General features: G+C 67.7%; 19 protein-coding genes. 14 read left to right on the top strand and 5 right to left on the bottom strand.

The genetic code is table 11. The features are described 5' to 3' along the window. Positions 1 to 261 precede the first annotated feature (261 nt). Complete coding sequence (locus tag ACFXHA_RS18735; RefSeq protein ID WP_379358228.1) at positions 262 to 1629, top strand: NCS2 family permease; 1368 nt, start codon at positions 262 to 264, stop codon at positions 1627 to 1629. Positions 1630 to 1775: 146 nt separating this feature from the next. Further along, positions 1776 to 2297: a DoxX family protein gene (locus tag ACFXHA_RS18730; RefSeq protein ID WP_379358226.1), complete on the top strand. Its 522-nt coding sequence runs from the start codon at positions 1776 to 1778 to the stop codon at positions 2295 to 2297. Positions 2298 to 2460: 163 nt separating this feature from the next. Here the strand turns inward: ACFXHA_RS18730 and ACFXHA_RS18725 are convergent, their stop codons facing one another. Together ACFXHA_RS18725 and ACFXHA_RS18720 are read right to left on the bottom strand one after the other, a co-directional pair. Beyond that, positions 2461 to 4512 (bottom strand): ATP-dependent DNA helicase, encoded by a 2052-nt coding sequence (locus ACFXHA_RS18725; RefSeq protein ID WP_379358222.1) that lies wholly within the window; start codon positions 4510 to 4512, stop codon positions 2461 to 2463. A gap of 203 nt (positions 4513 to 4715) precedes the next feature. Next, a complete protein-coding gene (locus tag ACFXHA_RS18720) occupies positions 4716 to 5285 on the bottom strand; it encodes an isochorismatase family protein (protein ID WP_379358220.1) in 570 nt (189 codons plus the stop codon). A 134-nt stretch (positions 5286 to 5419) separates the two neighbouring features. Between ACFXHA_RS18720 and ACFXHA_RS18715 the strand changes: the two genes are divergently transcribed. After that, complete coding sequence (locus tag ACFXHA_RS18715) at positions 5420 to 5623, top strand: hypothetical protein (protein ID WP_379358218.1); 204 nt, start codon at positions 5420 to 5422, stop codon at positions 5621 to 5623. A gap of 39 nt (positions 5624 to 5662) precedes the next feature. After that, positions 5663 to 5986: a hypothetical protein gene (locus tag ACFXHA_RS18710; protein ID WP_379358216.1), complete on the top strand. Its 324-nt coding sequence runs from the start codon at positions 5663 to 5665 to the stop codon at positions 5984 to 5986. On the opposite strand, the gene ACFXHA_RS18705 is transcribed toward ACFXHA_RS18710, so the two are convergent. Beyond that, the gene (locus ACFXHA_RS18705; RefSeq protein ID WP_379358337.1) at positions 5916 to 7226 is read right to left on the bottom strand and encodes a nicotinate phosphoribosyltransferase; all 1311 of its coding nucleotides are present in this window, start codon (positions 7224 to 7226) and stop codon (positions 5916 to 5918) included. The genes ACFXHA_RS18710 and ACFXHA_RS18705 overlap by 71 nt on opposite strands. Before the next feature lie 189 nt (positions 7227 to 7415). On the opposite strand from ACFXHA_RS18705, the gene clpS reads away from it, so the two are divergent. From clpS to ACFXHA_RS18655, 10 genes are all read left to right on the top strand, one after another. Beyond that, the gene (gene clpS / locus ACFXHA_RS18700; protein WP_379358335.1) at positions 7416 to 7721 is read left to right on the top strand and encodes an ATP-dependent Clp protease adapter ClpS; all 306 of its coding nucleotides are present in this window, start codon (positions 7416 to 7418) and stop codon (positions 7719 to 7721) included. Between the two features lie 22 nt (positions 7722 to 7743). Next, entirely contained in the window at positions 7744 to 8313 is a 570-nt protein-coding gene (locus tag ACFXHA_RS18695) for a DUF2017 domain-containing protein (RefSeq protein ID WP_379358214.1), read from the top strand. A gap of 33 nt (positions 8314 to 8346) precedes the next feature. Further along, positions 8347 to 9408: a P1 family peptidase gene (locus ACFXHA_RS18690; protein ID WP_379358212.1), complete on the top strand. Its 1062-nt coding sequence runs from the start codon at positions 8347 to 8349 to the stop codon at positions 9406 to 9408. A gap of 89 nt (positions 9409 to 9497) precedes the next feature. Next, the gene (locus ACFXHA_RS18685; protein ID WP_379358211.1) at positions 9498 to 9917 is read left to right on the top strand and encodes a Mov34/MPN/PAD-1 family protein; all 420 of its coding nucleotides are present in this window, start codon (positions 9498 to 9500) and stop codon (positions 9915 to 9917) included. A 17-nt stretch (positions 9918 to 9934) separates the two neighbouring features. Next, the gene (locus ACFXHA_RS18680) at positions 9935 to 10228 is read left to right on the top strand and encodes a MoaD/ThiS family protein (RefSeq protein WP_379358209.1); all 294 of its coding nucleotides are present in this window, start codon (positions 9935 to 9937) and stop codon (positions 10226 to 10228) included. Between the two features lie 2 nt (positions 10229 to 10230). Then, positions 10231 to 11193: a PLP-dependent cysteine synthase family protein gene (locus ACFXHA_RS18675; protein WP_379358207.1), complete on the top strand. Its 963-nt coding sequence runs from the start codon at positions 10231 to 10233 to the stop codon at positions 11191 to 11193. A 223-nt stretch (positions 11194 to 11416) separates the two neighbouring features. Further along, the gene (locus tag ACFXHA_RS18670) at positions 11417 to 12109 is read left to right on the top strand and encodes a rhomboid family intramembrane serine protease (RefSeq protein ID WP_379358334.1); all 693 of its coding nucleotides are present in this window, start codon (positions 11417 to 11419) and stop codon (positions 12107 to 12109) included. Between the two features lie 69 nt (positions 12110 to 12178). Beyond that, the gene (locus tag ACFXHA_RS18665) at positions 12179 to 12943 is read left to right on the top strand and encodes a cyclic nucleotide-degrading phosphodiesterase (RefSeq protein WP_379358205.1); all 765 of its coding nucleotides are present in this window, start codon (positions 12179 to 12181) and stop codon (positions 12941 to 12943) included. A 74-nt stretch (positions 12944 to 13017) separates the two neighbouring features. Next, a complete protein-coding gene (rph, locus tag ACFXHA_RS18660; protein ID WP_379358203.1) occupies positions 13018 to 13788 on the top strand; it encodes a ribonuclease PH in 771 nt (256 codons plus the stop codon). Then, entirely contained in the window at positions 13785 to 14393 is a 609-nt protein-coding gene (locus ACFXHA_RS18655; RefSeq protein ID WP_379358201.1) for a non-canonical purine NTP pyrophosphatase, read from the top strand. Before rph ends, ACFXHA_RS18655 begins: the two co-directional genes overlap by 4 nt. Before the next feature lie 85 nt (positions 14394 to 14478). Here the strand turns inward: ACFXHA_RS18655 and ACFXHA_RS18650 are convergent, their stop codons facing one another. After that, positions 14479 to 14889 (bottom strand): DUF3817 domain-containing protein, encoded by a 411-nt coding sequence (locus ACFXHA_RS18650; protein WP_379358199.1) that lies wholly within the window; start codon positions 14887 to 14889, stop codon positions 14479 to 14481. After that, positions 14886 to 15359, bottom strand: a complete 474-nt coding sequence (locus ACFXHA_RS18645) for a transcriptional regulator (protein WP_379358197.1) — start codon at positions 15357 to 15359, stop codon at positions 14886 to 14888. Before ACFXHA_RS18645 ends, ACFXHA_RS18650 begins: the two co-directional genes overlap by 4 nt. Between the last annotated feature and the right edge of the window lie 33 nt (positions 15360 to 15392).

Genomic DNA, 15392 nt, shown 5'->3' with positions numbered 1-15392 from the left:
CTTCTGCCTGGCCGGTTCCCCTGAATAACCCCGGCTGATTACGTATTTGTAACGTCCCAGACAGTAAGGGTCAAGAGGCTTAAATTACCGGCTGGTAATCATTTGAATAGCTCATTAATTGCGCAGGTAGGGCCGGGGAAAGAAGACTCTGGCGGGTGCGATAGCTCACGATTCGCCGGGTCGGTTCATGTGGGGACCTACAGAGCCAGTACGGTGCCTAGCGCAACCTTTGTACCTTCCTCCGACTGGAGACCTCCACACATGACCACCGACGTCCGCACGCGCACCAAGGGGCGCGTCGACGCGTACTTCGGCATCAGCGAGCACGGATCCACGTTCAGGCGTGAGCTCATGGCCGGAACCGTGACCTTCCTGGCCATGTCCTATGTGCTGGCCGTGAACCCGCGCATCCTGGGCGACGGCCCCGCGGGCGATCTGCACGACAAGGGCATGCCGCTGCAGGCGGTGTTCACCGCGACCGCCATCGCCGCCATCTTCGGCACCCTGGTCATGGGCCTGTGGGCCAAGTACCCGGTCGCCCTCGCGCCCGGCATGGGCCTCAACGCCTTCTTCGCCTACACCGTCGTGCTGCACATGGGCATCCCGTGGCAGGAAGCGCTCTCGGGCACCTTGCTCTCCGGCGTCATCTTCTTCGTACTGGCCGTCACCAAGGTCCGCGAGAAGATCATCGAGGCCATCCCCATGCAGATGAAGCTCGCCGTCGGCGCGGGCATCGGCATGTTCGTGGCCTTCCTGGGGCTCAAGAGCGCGGGCATCGTGACCAGCGACCCGAATACCTTTGTGCACCTGGGCAACTTCCATCAGGGCACCACGCTGCTGGCGCTCTTCGGTCTCGTCGTGACCGTGGTGTTCCTGGTGCTGGGCTGGCACGGCGCGGTGCTCTACGGCATCCTCGCCACCACCGTGCTCGGCATCGTCACCGGACTGGTGAAGCTGCCCAGCTCCGTCGCCGCCATGCCGCACGGGCTGGACAAGACCTTCGGCCAGGCCATCATCCATCTGCCCGACGCCTTCACCGGGAAAATGGTGGTCGTCGTGCTGACCATGCTGTTCGTCGACTTCTTCGACGCTTCCGGCACTTTGATCGGTGTCGCGAATCAGGCGGGGCTGCTGACCAAGGACGGCAAGCTCGAGCGCGCGGGCAAGGCGCTGGCCGCCGACTCGGTCGGCACCGCCGCGGGCGCGATCATCGGCACCTCGTCCACCACCGCGTACGTCGAATCCACCGCGGGTGTCTCGGCGGGCGGCCGCACCGGATTGACCGCGGTGACCACGGCGGGCTGGTTCCTGATCGCGCTGTTCTTCTTCCCGATCTTCGCCACCTTCGCCGACGTCTCGGCGGTGACCGCACCGGCGCTCATCGTGGTCGGCGTGCTGATGGCGCGGGCGCTGGGTGAGATCGACTGGAGCAAGCTCGAATACGCGGTCCCGGCGTTCATCACCGTGATCATGATGCCGCTGACCTACTCGATCGCGAACGGCATCGCCATGGGGCTGCTGTTCTACCCGATCGTCATGGTGGCCAAGCGTCGTGGCCGAGAGATCCACCCGATCATGTGGGTGCTGATGGCGATCTTCCTCTACTACTTCTGGTTCCTGGCGAAGTAGCTCCTGGGCACCGAAAAACGCGGGCGCGAGGCTGGAATAGCCTCGCGCCCGTTGTCGTTGGGGACCTCCTGTAGGCTCAAAGCGGACCATGGTCCGGTTGAAATCGCCCAAAGAGCCGTAAGACCCGAGAGACGAGGACCCCCGACATGACCGCAATCCTGAACGCCGCCGCCGAGCGCGAGACCACCGCCACCGGCGTCACGGGCACCGATGTCGGCCTGCTCGTCGCCCGCGTGGGCTTCGGCGGCCTGCTGGCCGTGCACGGCACCCAGAAACTGTTCGGCTGGTTCAACGGCTACGGCCTGGACGCCACCGGGCAGGCATTCGGGGGCATGGGCTACGACCCCGGCAAGTTCTTCGCGACCCTCGCGGGCCTGAGCGAGATCACCGGCGGTCTGCTGCTGGTGTTCGGTTTGCTGACTCCGCTGGCCGCCGCGATCGCGTTGGGCACCATGATCAATGCCGTCAACGCCAGCCGGGGCGGCGGCTTCGTGATGTGGGAGCTGCCCGCGGTCTACGCGATCGCATCGGTGACGTTCGCCTTCACGGGACCGGGCCGGCTCGCGCTCGATCATGGCCGCCCGTGGCAGCGTCAGGGTCTGGTGTGGGGTGCGGCGGCGGTGCTGCTGGCCGTGGTGGCCGCGCTCGTCACGCTCGCGGTGAAATAGGCGAAAGCCCTGGAAGTGTGAGTGTCCCCGCGCCGCGTGCAGGGCTTGGCGCGGGGACAACGGACACATCCGATGTGGGAATTGGGGGGTACACCGGAGTATCGAAAGCCAATTTAGTTCCGATCAGAAGTAGAAACCACCCCTGTGACTGTTCTCACAAACGTCATTTCATTTGTGCGACACTATTTGTCAGTCTTTCGAGAGCTTTTGTCACAACTTGGGGATCGGACGTTTCCCAATAGGGCGGCAAAGATGCTCGGAGATAACCGCCGTAGCGCGCCGTGGCGAGTCGCGAATCCAGAATTGCGATAACTCCGCGATCATCCACACTGCGCAGCAAACGTCCCGTTCCCTGTGCTAGCAGCAGCGCCGCGTGATTGGCGGCGACCGACAGAAAGCCATTCCCGCCACGCGATTCCACCGCACGTTGCCGCGCCACCAGCAGCGGATCGTCCGGTCGCGGGAACGGAATGCGGTCCAGGATCACCAGACTCAGCGACGGGCCCGGCACATCGACGCCCTGCCACAGCGAAAGCGTCCCGAAGAGTGAGATTTCCGGGTCGTCCGCGAATTTGCGGACGAGTGCGCCGGTGGCGTCGTCACCCTGGCACAGGATTGGCGTATCGAGGCGCTCCCGCAGAATTTCGGTGGCCGCCTTGGCCGCTCGCATGGACGAGAACAGGCCCAGCGTGCGCCCGCCCGCCGCGGTGATGAGCCGCTCGATCTCGTCCAGGTACGCCTGCGGCAGCCCGTCGCGCCCGGGCGCGGGCAGATGCTTTGCCACGTACAGGATTCCGGACTTGGCGTGGTCGAACGGCGAACCGACGTCGACGGAATTCCAGTGCAGGGCCTTCTCGTCCGACGGGGCTTCCTTGCCGGTGGCCAGCGCCGGATCCACGGTCGCCGCCGACCGCGGCGGCAGGCCCCAGGTCACCGCCAGATTGTCGAAGGAGCCGCCGATCTGCAGGGTGGCCGAGGTCAAAACCACGGTGGCCGTGCCGAACAGGCGGCTGCGCAGCAGGCCGCCCACCGACAGCGGCGCCATGTGCAGGGTGCGCCGCGGCACGCTGCGCACCTCCTCGGACGCCAGCCAGATGACATCGCGGTGTGCGGCCGGGTCGGGCTCCTCGAAGGTGGTGAGCACCCGCACGGCGGCATCGTGCACCTCCTCGACCGCGGCCAGCGCCTGATTGCGGGCCGCCGCACCCTCCGGATCGCTCGCCGCCGAGCTGCCGCCCTGCGGGGCCAGCGCGGTGCGCGCGTTCCAGGCGGCGTCTCGGATGAGGGCGAGCACCGGGGCAGCGCCGTCGGGCATGCGATCCCAGCGGCCGGGGTTCAGATCGTCGAGCAGACCGTGCCAGGCCTCGGCCGCGTTCTCCAGCCGGTCGACCTCGCGCTCGTCGATGAGCTTGCTGCAGCGCTTGGCCGCGGCGCTGATCGCGGCGGTGGACAGTTCGGCGGTGGCCACGCCGGTGACCCGGTCCACCAGTTCGTGCGCCTCGTCGATCACCACCACGTCGTGTTCGGGCAGCACCTGGATACCGCTGATGGCGTCGATGGCCAGCAGCGCGTGATTGGTCACCACCACATCGGCCTGCCCGGATTCCGCGCGCGCCTTCTCCGCGAAGCAGTCCTGACCGAACGAGCACCGCGACTTGCCCAGGCACTCGCGCGAACTCACGCTGACCTGCCGCCAGGCTCGATCGCTCACGCCCGGCGTGAGCTCGTCGCGATCCCCGGTCTCGGTGTCGGACACCCACTCGTTGAGCCGCTGCACCTCGCGTCCCAGTTTCGAGATCGCGAAGGCGTCGAACAGTTCCGCCTCGGGCTCTTCCGGAATCGCGCTATTGATCTTGTTGAGGCACAGATAGTTGTTGCGCCCCTTGAGAATCGCGAACTGCGCCACCCGCCCCAGCTGCGGCGCCAACGCCTCGGACAAGCGCGGTAGATCCCGATCCACCAGCTGCCGCTGCAAGGCGATCGTGGCCGTCGACACCACCACCGTCCGTCCGGTCCGCACCGAATGCCGCAGGCTCGGCACCAGGTACGCGAGCGACTTACCGGTACCCGTCCCCGCCTGCACGGCGAGATGCTCGCCGGTGTCGATCGAGTGCGCTACCGCGGCGGCCATCGTCTGCTGACCCGAACGTTCCTTACCCCCCAACGCCTCGACAGCGGTGGCCAGCAACTTCGGTACGGGAGGCAGTTCGGGCACGGCGGCCAGATTACTGCGCCGCGCTGACAGTGTTTGTTTGCGGCGGCTCCGCCGCCGCGGTTCGCGGCCCCGGAGGTCTCGTTCTTCCCTCCCTCCGCTCCTCCGCTTCGCTCCCCCGCTCCACTCAGTCCAGAACGAGACGGGCCGCGAACACTGGGTTGATCCGCCGCGGAGGTCAGGCTTTGCGTTTGTCCCTGCGGCGGTTACTTCTCCAACGTCCCGGCGAGTTCGACACCGGAGGCGCGGAGTTTGTCCAGCGCGGTGGCGAGGGTGGTGGGGGAGACGGCGGCGGTGAGGCCGAGCAGGACTCGGGTGTCGAAGCCTTCCGCCCGGGCATCCAGGGCGGTGGCGCGGACGCAGTGGTCGGTGGCGATGCCGCACACATCGACGGCGGTGATGTCGCGGGCGCGCAGCCAGTCGCCGAGGGCGGTCTCACCGTCGGTGGCCGTGCCCTCGAAGCCCGAATAGGCCGCGGTGTAAGCGCCTTTGGAGAAGATCTCCTGGATGGGCGCGGTGTCGAGGGCCGGGTGGAAGTCGGCTCCCGGGGTGCCGACGCGGCAGTGCGGCGGCCAGGTGTCGACGTAATCGGGGGTCGCGGAGAAGTGCGCGCCCGGGTCGATGTGGAAGTCCCGGGTGGCGACGATCGCGGTGTAGTCGGACACGTCCAGGTATTCGGTGATGCGCGCGGCCACCGCCGCGCCGCCCGCGACGGCCAGCGATCCACCCTCGCAGAAATCGTTCTGCACATCGACGACGATCAGGACTCGGCTCATGGGCTGACCTCCCGGAATCTGCTGATGAACCACGGCGGCATACCGCTCGTATTGCATTGTGCCGCCCGGTTGTCGGCCGGTCCACGCGGCACAGCTCGGTCCACGGGTATTACTGCTCTGTCCAGGGGTATTTCATGAGGCGTGCGCTCGTCATGGCGGTACTGCTGTTCGTCGCCTTCTCCATTGCCAACGCTCTCAGCGCGCTGATCGACGGGCGCGTGGCCGCGGGCGAGATGTTCCGCTACGCGTTGCACCATCCGGTACTTCCCGCGATAACAGCGGTGATCGTCGCGGCGCTCTGGTACGTGCTGACGCGACGGTTCGCCGCCCGGCGATAACTGCCGGCGGCGCATCCGCATCGGTAGGGAGGCCGAGCAATGAACCGTGTCATGTTCCGGAGGGCATGGCTTCCGAGGGCACTGGCCTGCACCACGATCGCGGCATTCGTCGCGACCCTGGTGTCGCTGGACGGCTGGGAATGGCTGGGGAATACCGCGCACGTCCTGGCCCACGTCAAGGTGTTCGCAGCGCTGGAGCATGTCTTCGGATGGCTGGGCACCGCCGGCAAGGTGGTGCTGATCACGGTGGTCACCGGGTCGATCGCGGTGACCAACTGGTGGAAGCGGCGGATCAGCCCTGGAACGTCGTCGGAATCGCCGGGTCACCCGCCGACAGTTTCAGGCCCTCCCACGGCAGGCTGATCAAGCCCTTGGCCACCAGTTCCCGGCTCTGCGCCAGCGTCGGCTGATCGGTCAGCACCTCGCCGTCGCGCACCAGCGGCACTTGCAGTTCGCGTAGCTCGAAGCCGTTGGTGTCGGGGCCGGAAGCGGAAGCGGGGTAGACGATTTCCTCGACGATGGTGCCGGTGCGCCGGGCCAGCCGGACCGCGCGCTTGGTGCCGCCGCGAGACTCCTTGTGGGAGCTGCGCTTCGCCACCGGGATGCCCTCCACCTCGACGAGCTTGTAGACCATGCCCGCGGTCGGTGCGCCGGATCCGGTGACCAGCGAGGTGCCGACGCCGTAGACGTCGACGGGTTCGGCGCGCAGCGACGCGATCGCGTACTCGTCCAGATCCCCGGACACCACGATGCGGGTGCGGATCGCGCCGAGCGCGTCCAGTTGATCGCGCACCTGCCGGGCCAGCACGCCCAGATCGCCGGAATCGATGCGCACGCCGCCCAATTCGGGCCCGGCAACCTCGATGGCGGTGTCCACGCCACGGGTGATGTCGAAGGTGTCCACCAGCAGCGTGGTGCCCACGCCCAGCGCCTGCACTTGGCTGCGGAAGGCCGCCGCCTCGTGGGAACCGTCCGCCCCGCTGTGCAGCAGCGTGAAGGCGTGCGCGCTGGTGCCCGCGCTGGGTACACCGAAGCTGCGGGCGGCCTCCAGATTGGAGGTGGCGTCGAAACCGGCCAGGTAGGCGGCGCGGGCACTGGCGGGGGCGGCCAGCTCATGGGTTCGGCGCGAACCCATTTCGATCATGCGGCGGCCGCCGGCGGCGCTCACCATGCGGGCCGCGGCGGCGGCGATGGCGCTGTCGTGGTTGTAGATGGACAGGATGAGGGTTTCCAGCAGGACGCATTCGGCGAAGCTGCCGCGCACGGTGAGGATGGGGGAGCCGGGGAAGTACAGCTCGCCCTCGCGGTAGCCGTCGATCTCGCCGCGAAAGCGGTAGCCGCGCAGCCACTCCAGGGTGCGGTCATCCAGGAATCGGGCCGCGACCGCGAGTTCCGTTTCGCCGAAACGGAATTCGCGCAGTGCGGCCAACACTCGCCCGGTTCCGGCGACCACGCCGTACCGGCGGCCGTTCGGCAATCTGCGGGCGAATACCTCGAAGGTGCACTGCCGCTGGGCCGAACCATCGGCCAGCGCCGCGGCCAGCATGGTCAGCTCGTACTGGTCGGTGAGCAGCGCAGTACTGGTCAGTCCGTCAGCGATCATCACGAGGACCACTCTAAGCACAGTCGGGCCGTGTCTTCAGGTCACGCGCCACGCCCGGGTGTAGATCACTCGAGACCGGCCGGACGGCGTGTCGCCTGGGCTGTTGTTTCTACGATGTCAGGTCGTACCCTGGACGTTATGGGTCTGTGTAATCACGACGTTGTTCTGAATGCCGCCGGTCCGGGCGGCATGAATGTGACACTGTCGGCTCCACAGGCGACACCGGAAGCCATCGAATACTCCGAAATTCTGGAGGCCGAGGATCGGCCGTGGGTCACCGTCGTTTGGGACGATCCGGTCAACCTCATGCATTACGTGACCTACATCTTCCAGAAGCTCTTCGGCTACAGCAAAGGCAAGGCAACCGAGCTCATGCTGAAGGTGCACAACGAGGGCAAGGCCGTGGTGTCCGCGGGGTCGCGCGACAAGATGGAACACGATGTGCAACGGCTGCACGCCGCCGGGCTGTGGGCCACCATGCAACGTGACAGCTGAACGGGACGACTACGGTTACCCCGTGCGGAAGTGGAGCAGGAAGAACTCCCTGAGCGGGCTGAAACTGCGTTCGGAAATGGACGCCCACGAAGCGGACATCTTGCGTTCGCTGGTTGGGGCGGTGACCGGACTGCTCACCGATCGCGCCCGCTCGGCGCCCGAGGACGAACTGGCCGCCCTCACCGGGCTACAGCTGGGCAACACCATCCCGCCCGATGATCCACGGCTGGCCCGGCTGCTGCCGGACTTCCACCGCCCCGAACCCGGATCCCCCGATGCCGAACGCGCGGACCTCAACAGCGCGCTGCGCAGCCTGCACGAGCCGGAGATCATCGAGACCAAGGTGGCCGCCGGGCTGGTCGTGCTGGAAACCCTGCCGCCGCAGGGCGGCAAGATCCTCATCAGCCCCGAACAGGCCGATGCCTGGCTCAACGCGCTCAACGATGTGCGCCTGGCCCTGGGCACGGCCCTGGAGATCGGCGCAGACACGCCCGAGCATTTCCCGGAGGACGATCCGCGCGGGCCGAGTCTCGAGGTCTACCACTGGCTCACCTGGATGCAGGATTCGCTGATCCAGGCGCTCGCGCCCTAACCGGTACCGTGGTCACCTCGAGGAGGAGCTGCTGTGAACAGTGTTGCGGGACCACGTAATTCGATCACCGATGTAGCCGGGGTACTGGTCGGCCATCATCACCTGCTGGATTCGGACGCCACGCTCGGCGCGGGTGCGGCCACCGGCTGCACGGTGGTGCGGGTGCCCGGCGGCGCGGTCGCCTCGGTGGACGTGCGCGGCGGCGGTCCCGGCACCCGGGAGACCGACCTGCTGGATCCGGGAAACACTGTGCGGCAGGCGAATGCGATCCTGCTCACCGGCGGCAGCGCCTACGGTCTGGCCGCCGCCGACGGGGTGATGCGCTGGCTGGAGGAGCACAAGGAGGGGATCCCGATGGATCCCGCCGATCCCTCCCGGGTGGTGCCGATCGTGCCCGCGGCGGTCATCTTCGACCTTCCGGTGGGGGCGTGGGACATTCGCCCGAACGCGGACGCGGGGTTCATGGCCGCCGAATTCGCCGCCGCCGATTTCACGCGCGGGTCGGTAGGTGCGGGCACCGGGGCGCGGGCGGGGTCGCTCAAGGGTGGAATCGGTAGCGCCAGTGTGCGTTTCACCGACGGTCCGGCGGCCGGGATCACCGTCGGCGCGGTGATCGTCGCCAATCCGGTGGGCTCGGTCTTCGACCCGCGCACCGGAATCCCGTGGGGTGCGGGCACCGACGGCCCCGAATACTTCGGGCTGGGCCCGGCCACTGCGGAGCAGTTGGCGGCCGCCAACGCACTGGCGGTGAAGGGCACCGTGCTCAACACCACCATCGGCGTGGTCGCCACCGATGCCGCGCTGGATCCGGCCGCGTGTAAACGGCTTGCCGCCACCGCGCACGACGGTTTGGCCCGGGCCATCCGGCCCGCGCATTCGCCGCTGGACGGGGACACGATCTTCGCGCTGGCCACCGGCACCGCCGAACAGCAGCCGAATTTCCCGCTGCCCCCGGCCTTTCCGGCGGATCTGCTGATTCTGGACCAGTTGTGCACCGCCGCCGCGGTCGTAGTCGAGCGCGCGATCGTGGACGCGATCCTGTCGGCGACCTCGGTGGCGGGCATTCCGGCCTACCGCGACCTGTTCGGGGTGTGACCGGTTCCACCGGGAATAGCCGCATATTGTCACCTTGTTGACGACAGCGTTTCGGCCGTTCGGCCGGGGTCGAGCGGAAGGATGCGACTGTGCTGGTGATCAGGGCCGATCTCGTGGAGGCGATAGTCGCGCACGCGCGTGCCGACCACCCCGATGAGGCGTGCGGTGTCATCGCCGGTCCCGAGGGTTCCGATCGTCCCGAGCGCTTCATCCCCATGGTGAATGCCGCGCGCTCGCCCACCTTCTACGAGTTCGATTCGACCGAGCAGCTGCGCCTGTGGCGGGAGATGGATGCCGCCGACGAGGAGCCGGTGGTCATCTACCACTCGCACACCGCGACCGAGGCGTATCCGAGCCGCACCGACATCTCCTTCGCCTCCGAGCCGAACGCCCACTACGTGCTGGTGTCCACGCGCGAACCGCACGAACACGAACTGCGCAGCTACCGGATCCTCGAGGGCGTCGTCACCGAGGAACCCGTCGAGATCGTCGCCACCTACCCCGCATAAACAAGGAGTCCCCCCTCATGTCGGTCACCGTGTCCATTCCGACCATCATGCGTCCGATCACCAAGGACCAGAAGCGAGTTCAGGCCGAGGGCGCGACCCTGGCCGCCGTCATCGCCGATCTGGAATCCAACTACCCGGGTCTCGAGGCGAAGCTGCTCAAGGACGGCAAGCTCAATCGCTACGTGAACATCTACATCGACGACGAGGACGTGCGGTTCTCCGGCGGGCTCGCCGCCGAGGTCACCGACGGCGGCACCGTCACCATCCTCCCGGCGGTCGCCGGCGGTTCGTGCGCCGCGGATCTCGACTGATCGTGGCGCGCTACGAGTCGCTGATCGCGACACTCGGCAATACCCCGCTGGTCGGGCTGAAGACGCTCTCCCCGCAGTGGGACGGTGAGAATCATGTGCGGCTGTGGGCCAAGCTCGAGGACCGCAATCCCACCGGATCCATCAAGGACCGTCCGGCGCTGCGCATGATCGAGGCGGCCGAGGCCGACCGGCGGCTCACGCCGGGCTGCACGATCCTCGAGCCCACCAGTGGCAATACCGGCATCTCGCTGGCCATGGCCGCCAAGCTCAAGGGCTACAAGCTGATCTGCGTGATGCCGGAGAACACTTCGGTGGAACGCCGTCAGCTGCTGACCATGTTCGGCGCCGAGATCATCGACTCGCCGGCCGCGGGCGGCTCCAATCAGGCTGTGGCGCTGGCCAAGCAGATCGCGGCCGAGCATCCGGACTGGGTGATGCTCTACCAGTACGGCAATCCCGCCAACGCGCTCGCGCACTACGAGACGACCGGCCCGGAGATCCTCGCGGACCTGCCCGAGATCACGCATTTCGTGGCGGGCCTGGGCACCACCGGAACCCTGATGGGCACCGGCCGTTTCCTGCGCGAGAAGGTCGCCGATATCGACATCGTCGCCGCGGAACCCCGCTACGGCGAACTCGTCTACGGCCTGCGCAATCTCGACGAGGGCTTCATCCCCGAGCTCTACGACGAATCGGTCCTCACCTCCCGCTTCTCCGTCGGCCCCTACGACGCGGTCCGCCGCACCCGCGAATTGGTCCTGGAAGAGGGCATTTTCGCGGGTATCTCCACCGGCGCGATCCTGCACGCCGCCCTCGGCGTCGCCAAGAAGGCCCAAAAGGCCGGCCACCGCGCCGACATCGCCTTCGTCGTCGCCGACGGCGGCTGGAAGTACCTCTCCACGGGCGCCTACGACGGCACCCTGGAAGAGGCCGAAGAAAAACTCGACGGCCAACTCTGGGCTTGATCAGAGCCAGGACATCTCGCGCCCGCTGCGATAACCGCAGCGGGCGCGCGGCGTTTCGGCCGGGATCTCGCCGCGCGCGGTGGATTCCGGGGAATGAAGGGGGGCGGGCGGGGCGCTGACATGCTCCGGGTCGGGGATTTCCCCGAGGCGGCGGGGTTGGGGCGGCGGTACGCTCGGGGCAGGGGCGCGCCTAGGAGGTTTCGCTATGAGCGGCGGCAGTGGGATGGGATCGTTCGATCCGGATCGGATCAAGCGGTTGCAAGGGCAGCTGGCGAAACCGGCGGGCGGGGTCGAGCGGGCGGGCGGGAATGCCGCGGTGAAGCTGCTGTGGCAGCGGGCTATTGTGCTGACGCTCGGATTCACGGCGCTGCTCTATGTGATCGAGGCGATCAACAGCGCGACCAACGGTGAGCTCGACAATGCGGGGGTGAAGCCGCGCAGTGAGGCGGGGCTGTCGGGGATTCTGTTCGCGCCTGTGCTGCATGCCAATTGGGGGCATCTGTTCGGGAACACGCTGCCGGTCATCGTGCTCGGGCTGCTCGCCCTGCTGACCGGGATCGGGCGGGGGCTGACCGCCACGGCCATCATCTGGGTGATCGCGGGGCTCGGGCAGTGGCTCACCGCGCCCGCGCACAGTGTTTCGGTGGGGGCCTCGGTGCTGGTGTTCGGCTGGCTCACCTATGTGATCTGCTGGGGCTGGTTCTCGCGGAATGTGCTGCAGATCGTGGTCGGTCTGGTGGTTTTGGTGTTCTACGGGTCGATCCTGTTGGGCGTCCTGCCCGGCAACCCGGAAATCTCTTGGCAAGGACATCTTTTCGGGGCGATAGGTGGAGTGGTTGCCGGGTGGGTACTCTCTGGGAATGAACGTCGTCATCGTCGCGGGGTTGAAGCCGGCCGTACCGCGTCGCAGGGGTGACGCTGAACGCGGTCGGCGATTTGGGGGATCCCTCCTTTGAGTGAGAATGCAGCGTGGCAGCATGGGGGAATGCGCCTCACCGTGATCGGGTGCTCGGGCAGCGTGTCCGGCCCGGATTCTCCGGCCTCGGGTTACTTGCTGACCGGCCCGGATATGACACCGACCGTCATCGATTTCGGTCCCGGCGTGCTGGGCGCGCTGCAGCGGTACCTCGATCCGGGTGAGGTCGACATCTTCCTCACCCATCTGCACGCCGACCACTGCCTGGATCTGCCGGGCCTGCTGGTGTGGCGTCGCTACCACCCGAATCCGCCGACGGGTAAGGCCATCGTCTACGGCCCCACCGACACCTCGCTGCGGATCGGCAACGCCTCCGCCGAGATCGGCGGCGAGACCGACGACTGGTCCGACGTCATCGACATGCGGGTGTGGCAGCCGGGCACGCCGACCACCTTCGGTCCCGGCCACACCGTCGAGGCGCGGCGCATGTACCACCCGCCGGAGTCCTACGGCCTGCGCATCAACACCGCCGCGGGCCGCACCTTCGTCTACACCGGCGACACCGCCCTGTGCGATGAGGTCTTCGAGTTGGCCAGCGGCGCAGACGTTCTGCTCTCCGAGGCGTCCTGGACCCACGACCCGGCCAACCGTCCGCCGGGCATCCACCTGTCGGGCCACGAGGCGGGCCTGATCGCCGCCCAGGCGGGTGTCGGCGAACTCCTGCTGACCCACATTCCGCCGTGGACTTCCCGCGAGGACGTCATCGCCGAAGCGAAGGCAGTGTTCTCCGGCCCGGTGCACGCGGTCTCGCCCGGCGAGGTCTTCGACATCTGAGCTGATTCCGCGCCCCCGATGTCGTTGCGCGGGGCGCGGACGGCGGCCGCTCGCCGCCCGTTACGCTGTGCGTCGTGTCGAAACGAGCCGATGGCAGGGCGGATGACGAACTCCGCGACGTACGGATCACCCGGGGCTTCACCTCGCACCCGGCGGGGTCGGTGCTGGTGGAGTTCGGTGGAACGCGGGTGATGTGCACCGCGAGCGTCACCGACGGCGTGCCGCCGTGGCGTCGCGACTCCGGATTGGGCTGGCTGACGGCCGAATACGCGATGCTGCCCGCCGCCACCCACACCCGCTCGGGCCGAGAGTCGGTGAAGGGCAAGGTCGGTGGCCGCACCCAGGAGATCTCGCGGCTGATCGGCCGTTCGCTGCGCGCCTGCATCGACCTGGCCGCGCTCGGCGAGAACACCATCGCCCTGGACTGCGACGTGCTGCAGGCCGACGGCGGCACCCGCACCGCCGCCATCACCGGCGCGTACGTGGCGCTCTCGGACGCCATCACCTACCTGGGCGCGGCCGGGAAACTGTCCGACCCGCAACCGATCTCCTGCGCCATCGCCGCGGTGAGCGTCGGCGTCGTCGACGGCCGGGTTCGCCTGGACCTGCCGTACGAAGAGGATTCGCGCGCCGAGGTCGACATGAACGTGGTCGCCACCGACACCGGCACCCTGGTCGAGATCCAGGGCACCGGCGAGGGCGCCACCTTCCCGCGCTCCACCCTCGACAAGCTCCTCGATTCCGCGCTGGCGGGCTGCGAGCAGCTGTTCGTGGTGCAGAAGGAAGCCCTGGCGCTGCCGTACCCGGGCGTGCTGCCGGAGCCCGAGGAATCCAAGAAGCGATGACCCGTCGCGTCCTGGTCGCCAGCCGCAATGCCAAGAAGCTCAACGAGTTGCGCCGCATCCTGGATGAGGCCGGTGTCGCGGGCATCGAGATCGTCGGCCTGAACGACGTGCCGGAGTATCCGGAGGCCCCCGAGACCGCACCGGACTTCGAGGGTAATGCGCTCGCCAAGGCCCGTGACGGTTTCGCCGCCACCGGATTGCCGTGCGTCGCAGACGATTCCGGTCTGGAAGTGGATGCCCTCAACGGCATGCCGGGCGTGCTGTCGGCGCGCTGGTCGGGCACCCACGGCAATGACGAGGCCAACAACACGCTGCTGCTGGCCCAGCTCGGCGACGTCCCCGACGAGCGGCGTGGCGCGCGCTTCGTCTCGACCTGCGCCCTGGTGGCCGACGGTGTCGAAGAGGTCGTGCGCGGCGAATGGCCCGGCGTCATCGGTCGAAAGCCGGTGGGCGACGGCGGTTTCGGCTACGACCCGCTGTTCTTCCCGGACGGCGGCGACGTCTCCTCCGCCCAGCTCACCCCCGCCGAGAAGGACGCCGCCTCGCATCGTGGCCGCGCCCTGCGGCAGCTCCTCCCGGCGCTGACCGCATTGGCCGAGAGCTGAGGGAACCCCGGAAACGACCGCGCCCCGCCGATTCCTCGGCGGGGCGCGGTTTTTCGTTCGTCCGGCGTTTTTCGTTCGTCCGGCGTCAGAGGCCGAAGGTGGCCTTCACTTCGCGGGTGCGGTAGTGCTCGAAGAAGAAGGACGCGAAGGGAATCGTGCCCGCCAGGCAGGTCAGGAAGGTGGTGAGCGGCTGCCAGCGCGCCTTGATCCCCAGGTCGATGGTGAAGACCAGGTAGATCATGTAGAAGATGCCGTGCACCTGGCCGATGTAGAACAGCCAGTGCGGGGCGGTGTGGCTGTCGTCGAGAATGACGTACTTGTAGATCATCTCGCCGCACAGCACCAGCAGCCAGACACCGGTGATGTAGGCCAGCACGCGGTAGCGGGTCAGCGCGCCGCGGATCTTCTCGGCCGTCGCGGCACCGAGCGGGCGGGGAGCCAGCGTGGTGGTCTCACCGGCGACGGGGGTTTCTGCGGAGTTGTCGCGGGTGCTCAACCGGCGCTCCTCTCGGTGTGGTGCAGCCCCGCGTCACGGACCTTGTCGTCCATGTCCTGGGCATGCAGATCGGCCAGGTATTTGTTGTATTCGGCGAGTTCGGGATCTTCGTCCCGGGCCGCCTTGGGGCGCTCAGGTAGCAGGCCCGCCGGAATCTCGCGCGGCGCGGCCGCTTTCGGTCGACGCGGCCGAGCATTGGGCGTGCTGTCCGCCGTGGACTCGCCGACCTCGGGATTCGGAGCGGCGTCCTCCACCGCTTCCTTCTCGAGGCGCACGAAGCGGACATAGGCCCAGATCACGAAGCCTGCGAACAACGGCCACTGCAATGCGTAGCCGAGATTCTGATAGGTGCCGCCACCGGATTGGAACCGGGTCCACTGCCAGTACCCCAATCCCAGGCACGCCAGGAAGGCCACGACCACGAAGACAATCAGGGCCGGACGGCGATGGGGAGCGGACACGACCTCCACGGTACCTGGGCACTACGCACTGCGTAGTAGGTG

Origin of the sequence: Nocardia sp. NPDC059240 (genome assembly GCF_042753865.1) — a bacterium.
Taxonomy (GTDB): domain Bacteria; phylum Actinomycetota; class Actinomycetes; order Mycobacteriales; family Mycobacteriaceae; genus Nocardia.
Note: the sequence above shows the minus strand (reverse complement) of the source record. Positions and strands in the feature narration are given on the sequence as shown.

Excerpts from the sequence above, each read along its gene's own strand:
- ACFXHA_RS18735 (WP_379358228.1), top strand. The coding sequence starts at position 262 with ATGACCACCGACGTCCGCACGCGCACCAAGGGGCGCGTCGACGCGTAC.
- ACFXHA_RS18730 (WP_379358226.1), top strand. The coding sequence starts at position 1,776 with ATGACCGCAATCCTGAACGCCGCCGCCGAGCGCGAGACCACCGCCACC.
- ACFXHA_RS18720 (WP_379358220.1), bottom strand. The coding sequence starts at position 5,285 with ATGAGCCGAGTCCTGATCGTCGTCGATGTGCAGAACGATTTCTGCGAG.
- ACFXHA_RS18715 (WP_379358218.1), top strand. The coding sequence starts at position 5,420 with ATGAGGCGTGCGCTCGTCATGGCGGTACTGCTGTTCGTCGCCTTCTCC.
- ACFXHA_RS18710 (WP_379358216.1), top strand. The coding sequence starts at position 5,663 with ATGAACCGTGTCATGTTCCGGAGGGCATGGCTTCCGAGGGCACTGGCC.
- ACFXHA_RS18705 (WP_379358337.1), bottom strand. The coding sequence starts at position 7,226 with ATGATCGCTGACGGACTGACCAGTACTGCGCTGCTCACCGACCAGTAC.
- clpS (WP_379358335.1), top strand. The coding sequence starts at position 7,416 with ATGAATGTGACACTGTCGGCTCCACAGGCGACACCGGAAGCCATCGAA.
- ACFXHA_RS18680 (WP_379358209.1), top strand. The coding sequence starts at position 9,935 with ATGTCGGTCACCGTGTCCATTCCGACCATCATGCGTCCGATCACCAAG.
- ACFXHA_RS18670 (WP_379358334.1), top strand. The coding sequence starts at position 11,417 with ATGGGATCGTTCGATCCGGATCGGATCAAGCGGTTGCAAGGGCAGCTG.
- ACFXHA_RS18665 (WP_379358205.1), top strand. The coding sequence starts at position 12,179 with ATGCGCCTCACCGTGATCGGGTGCTCGGGCAGCGTGTCCGGCCCGGAT.
- ACFXHA_RS18655 (WP_379358201.1), top strand. The coding sequence starts at position 13,785 with ATGACCCGTCGCGTCCTGGTCGCCAGCCGCAATGCCAAGAAGCTCAAC.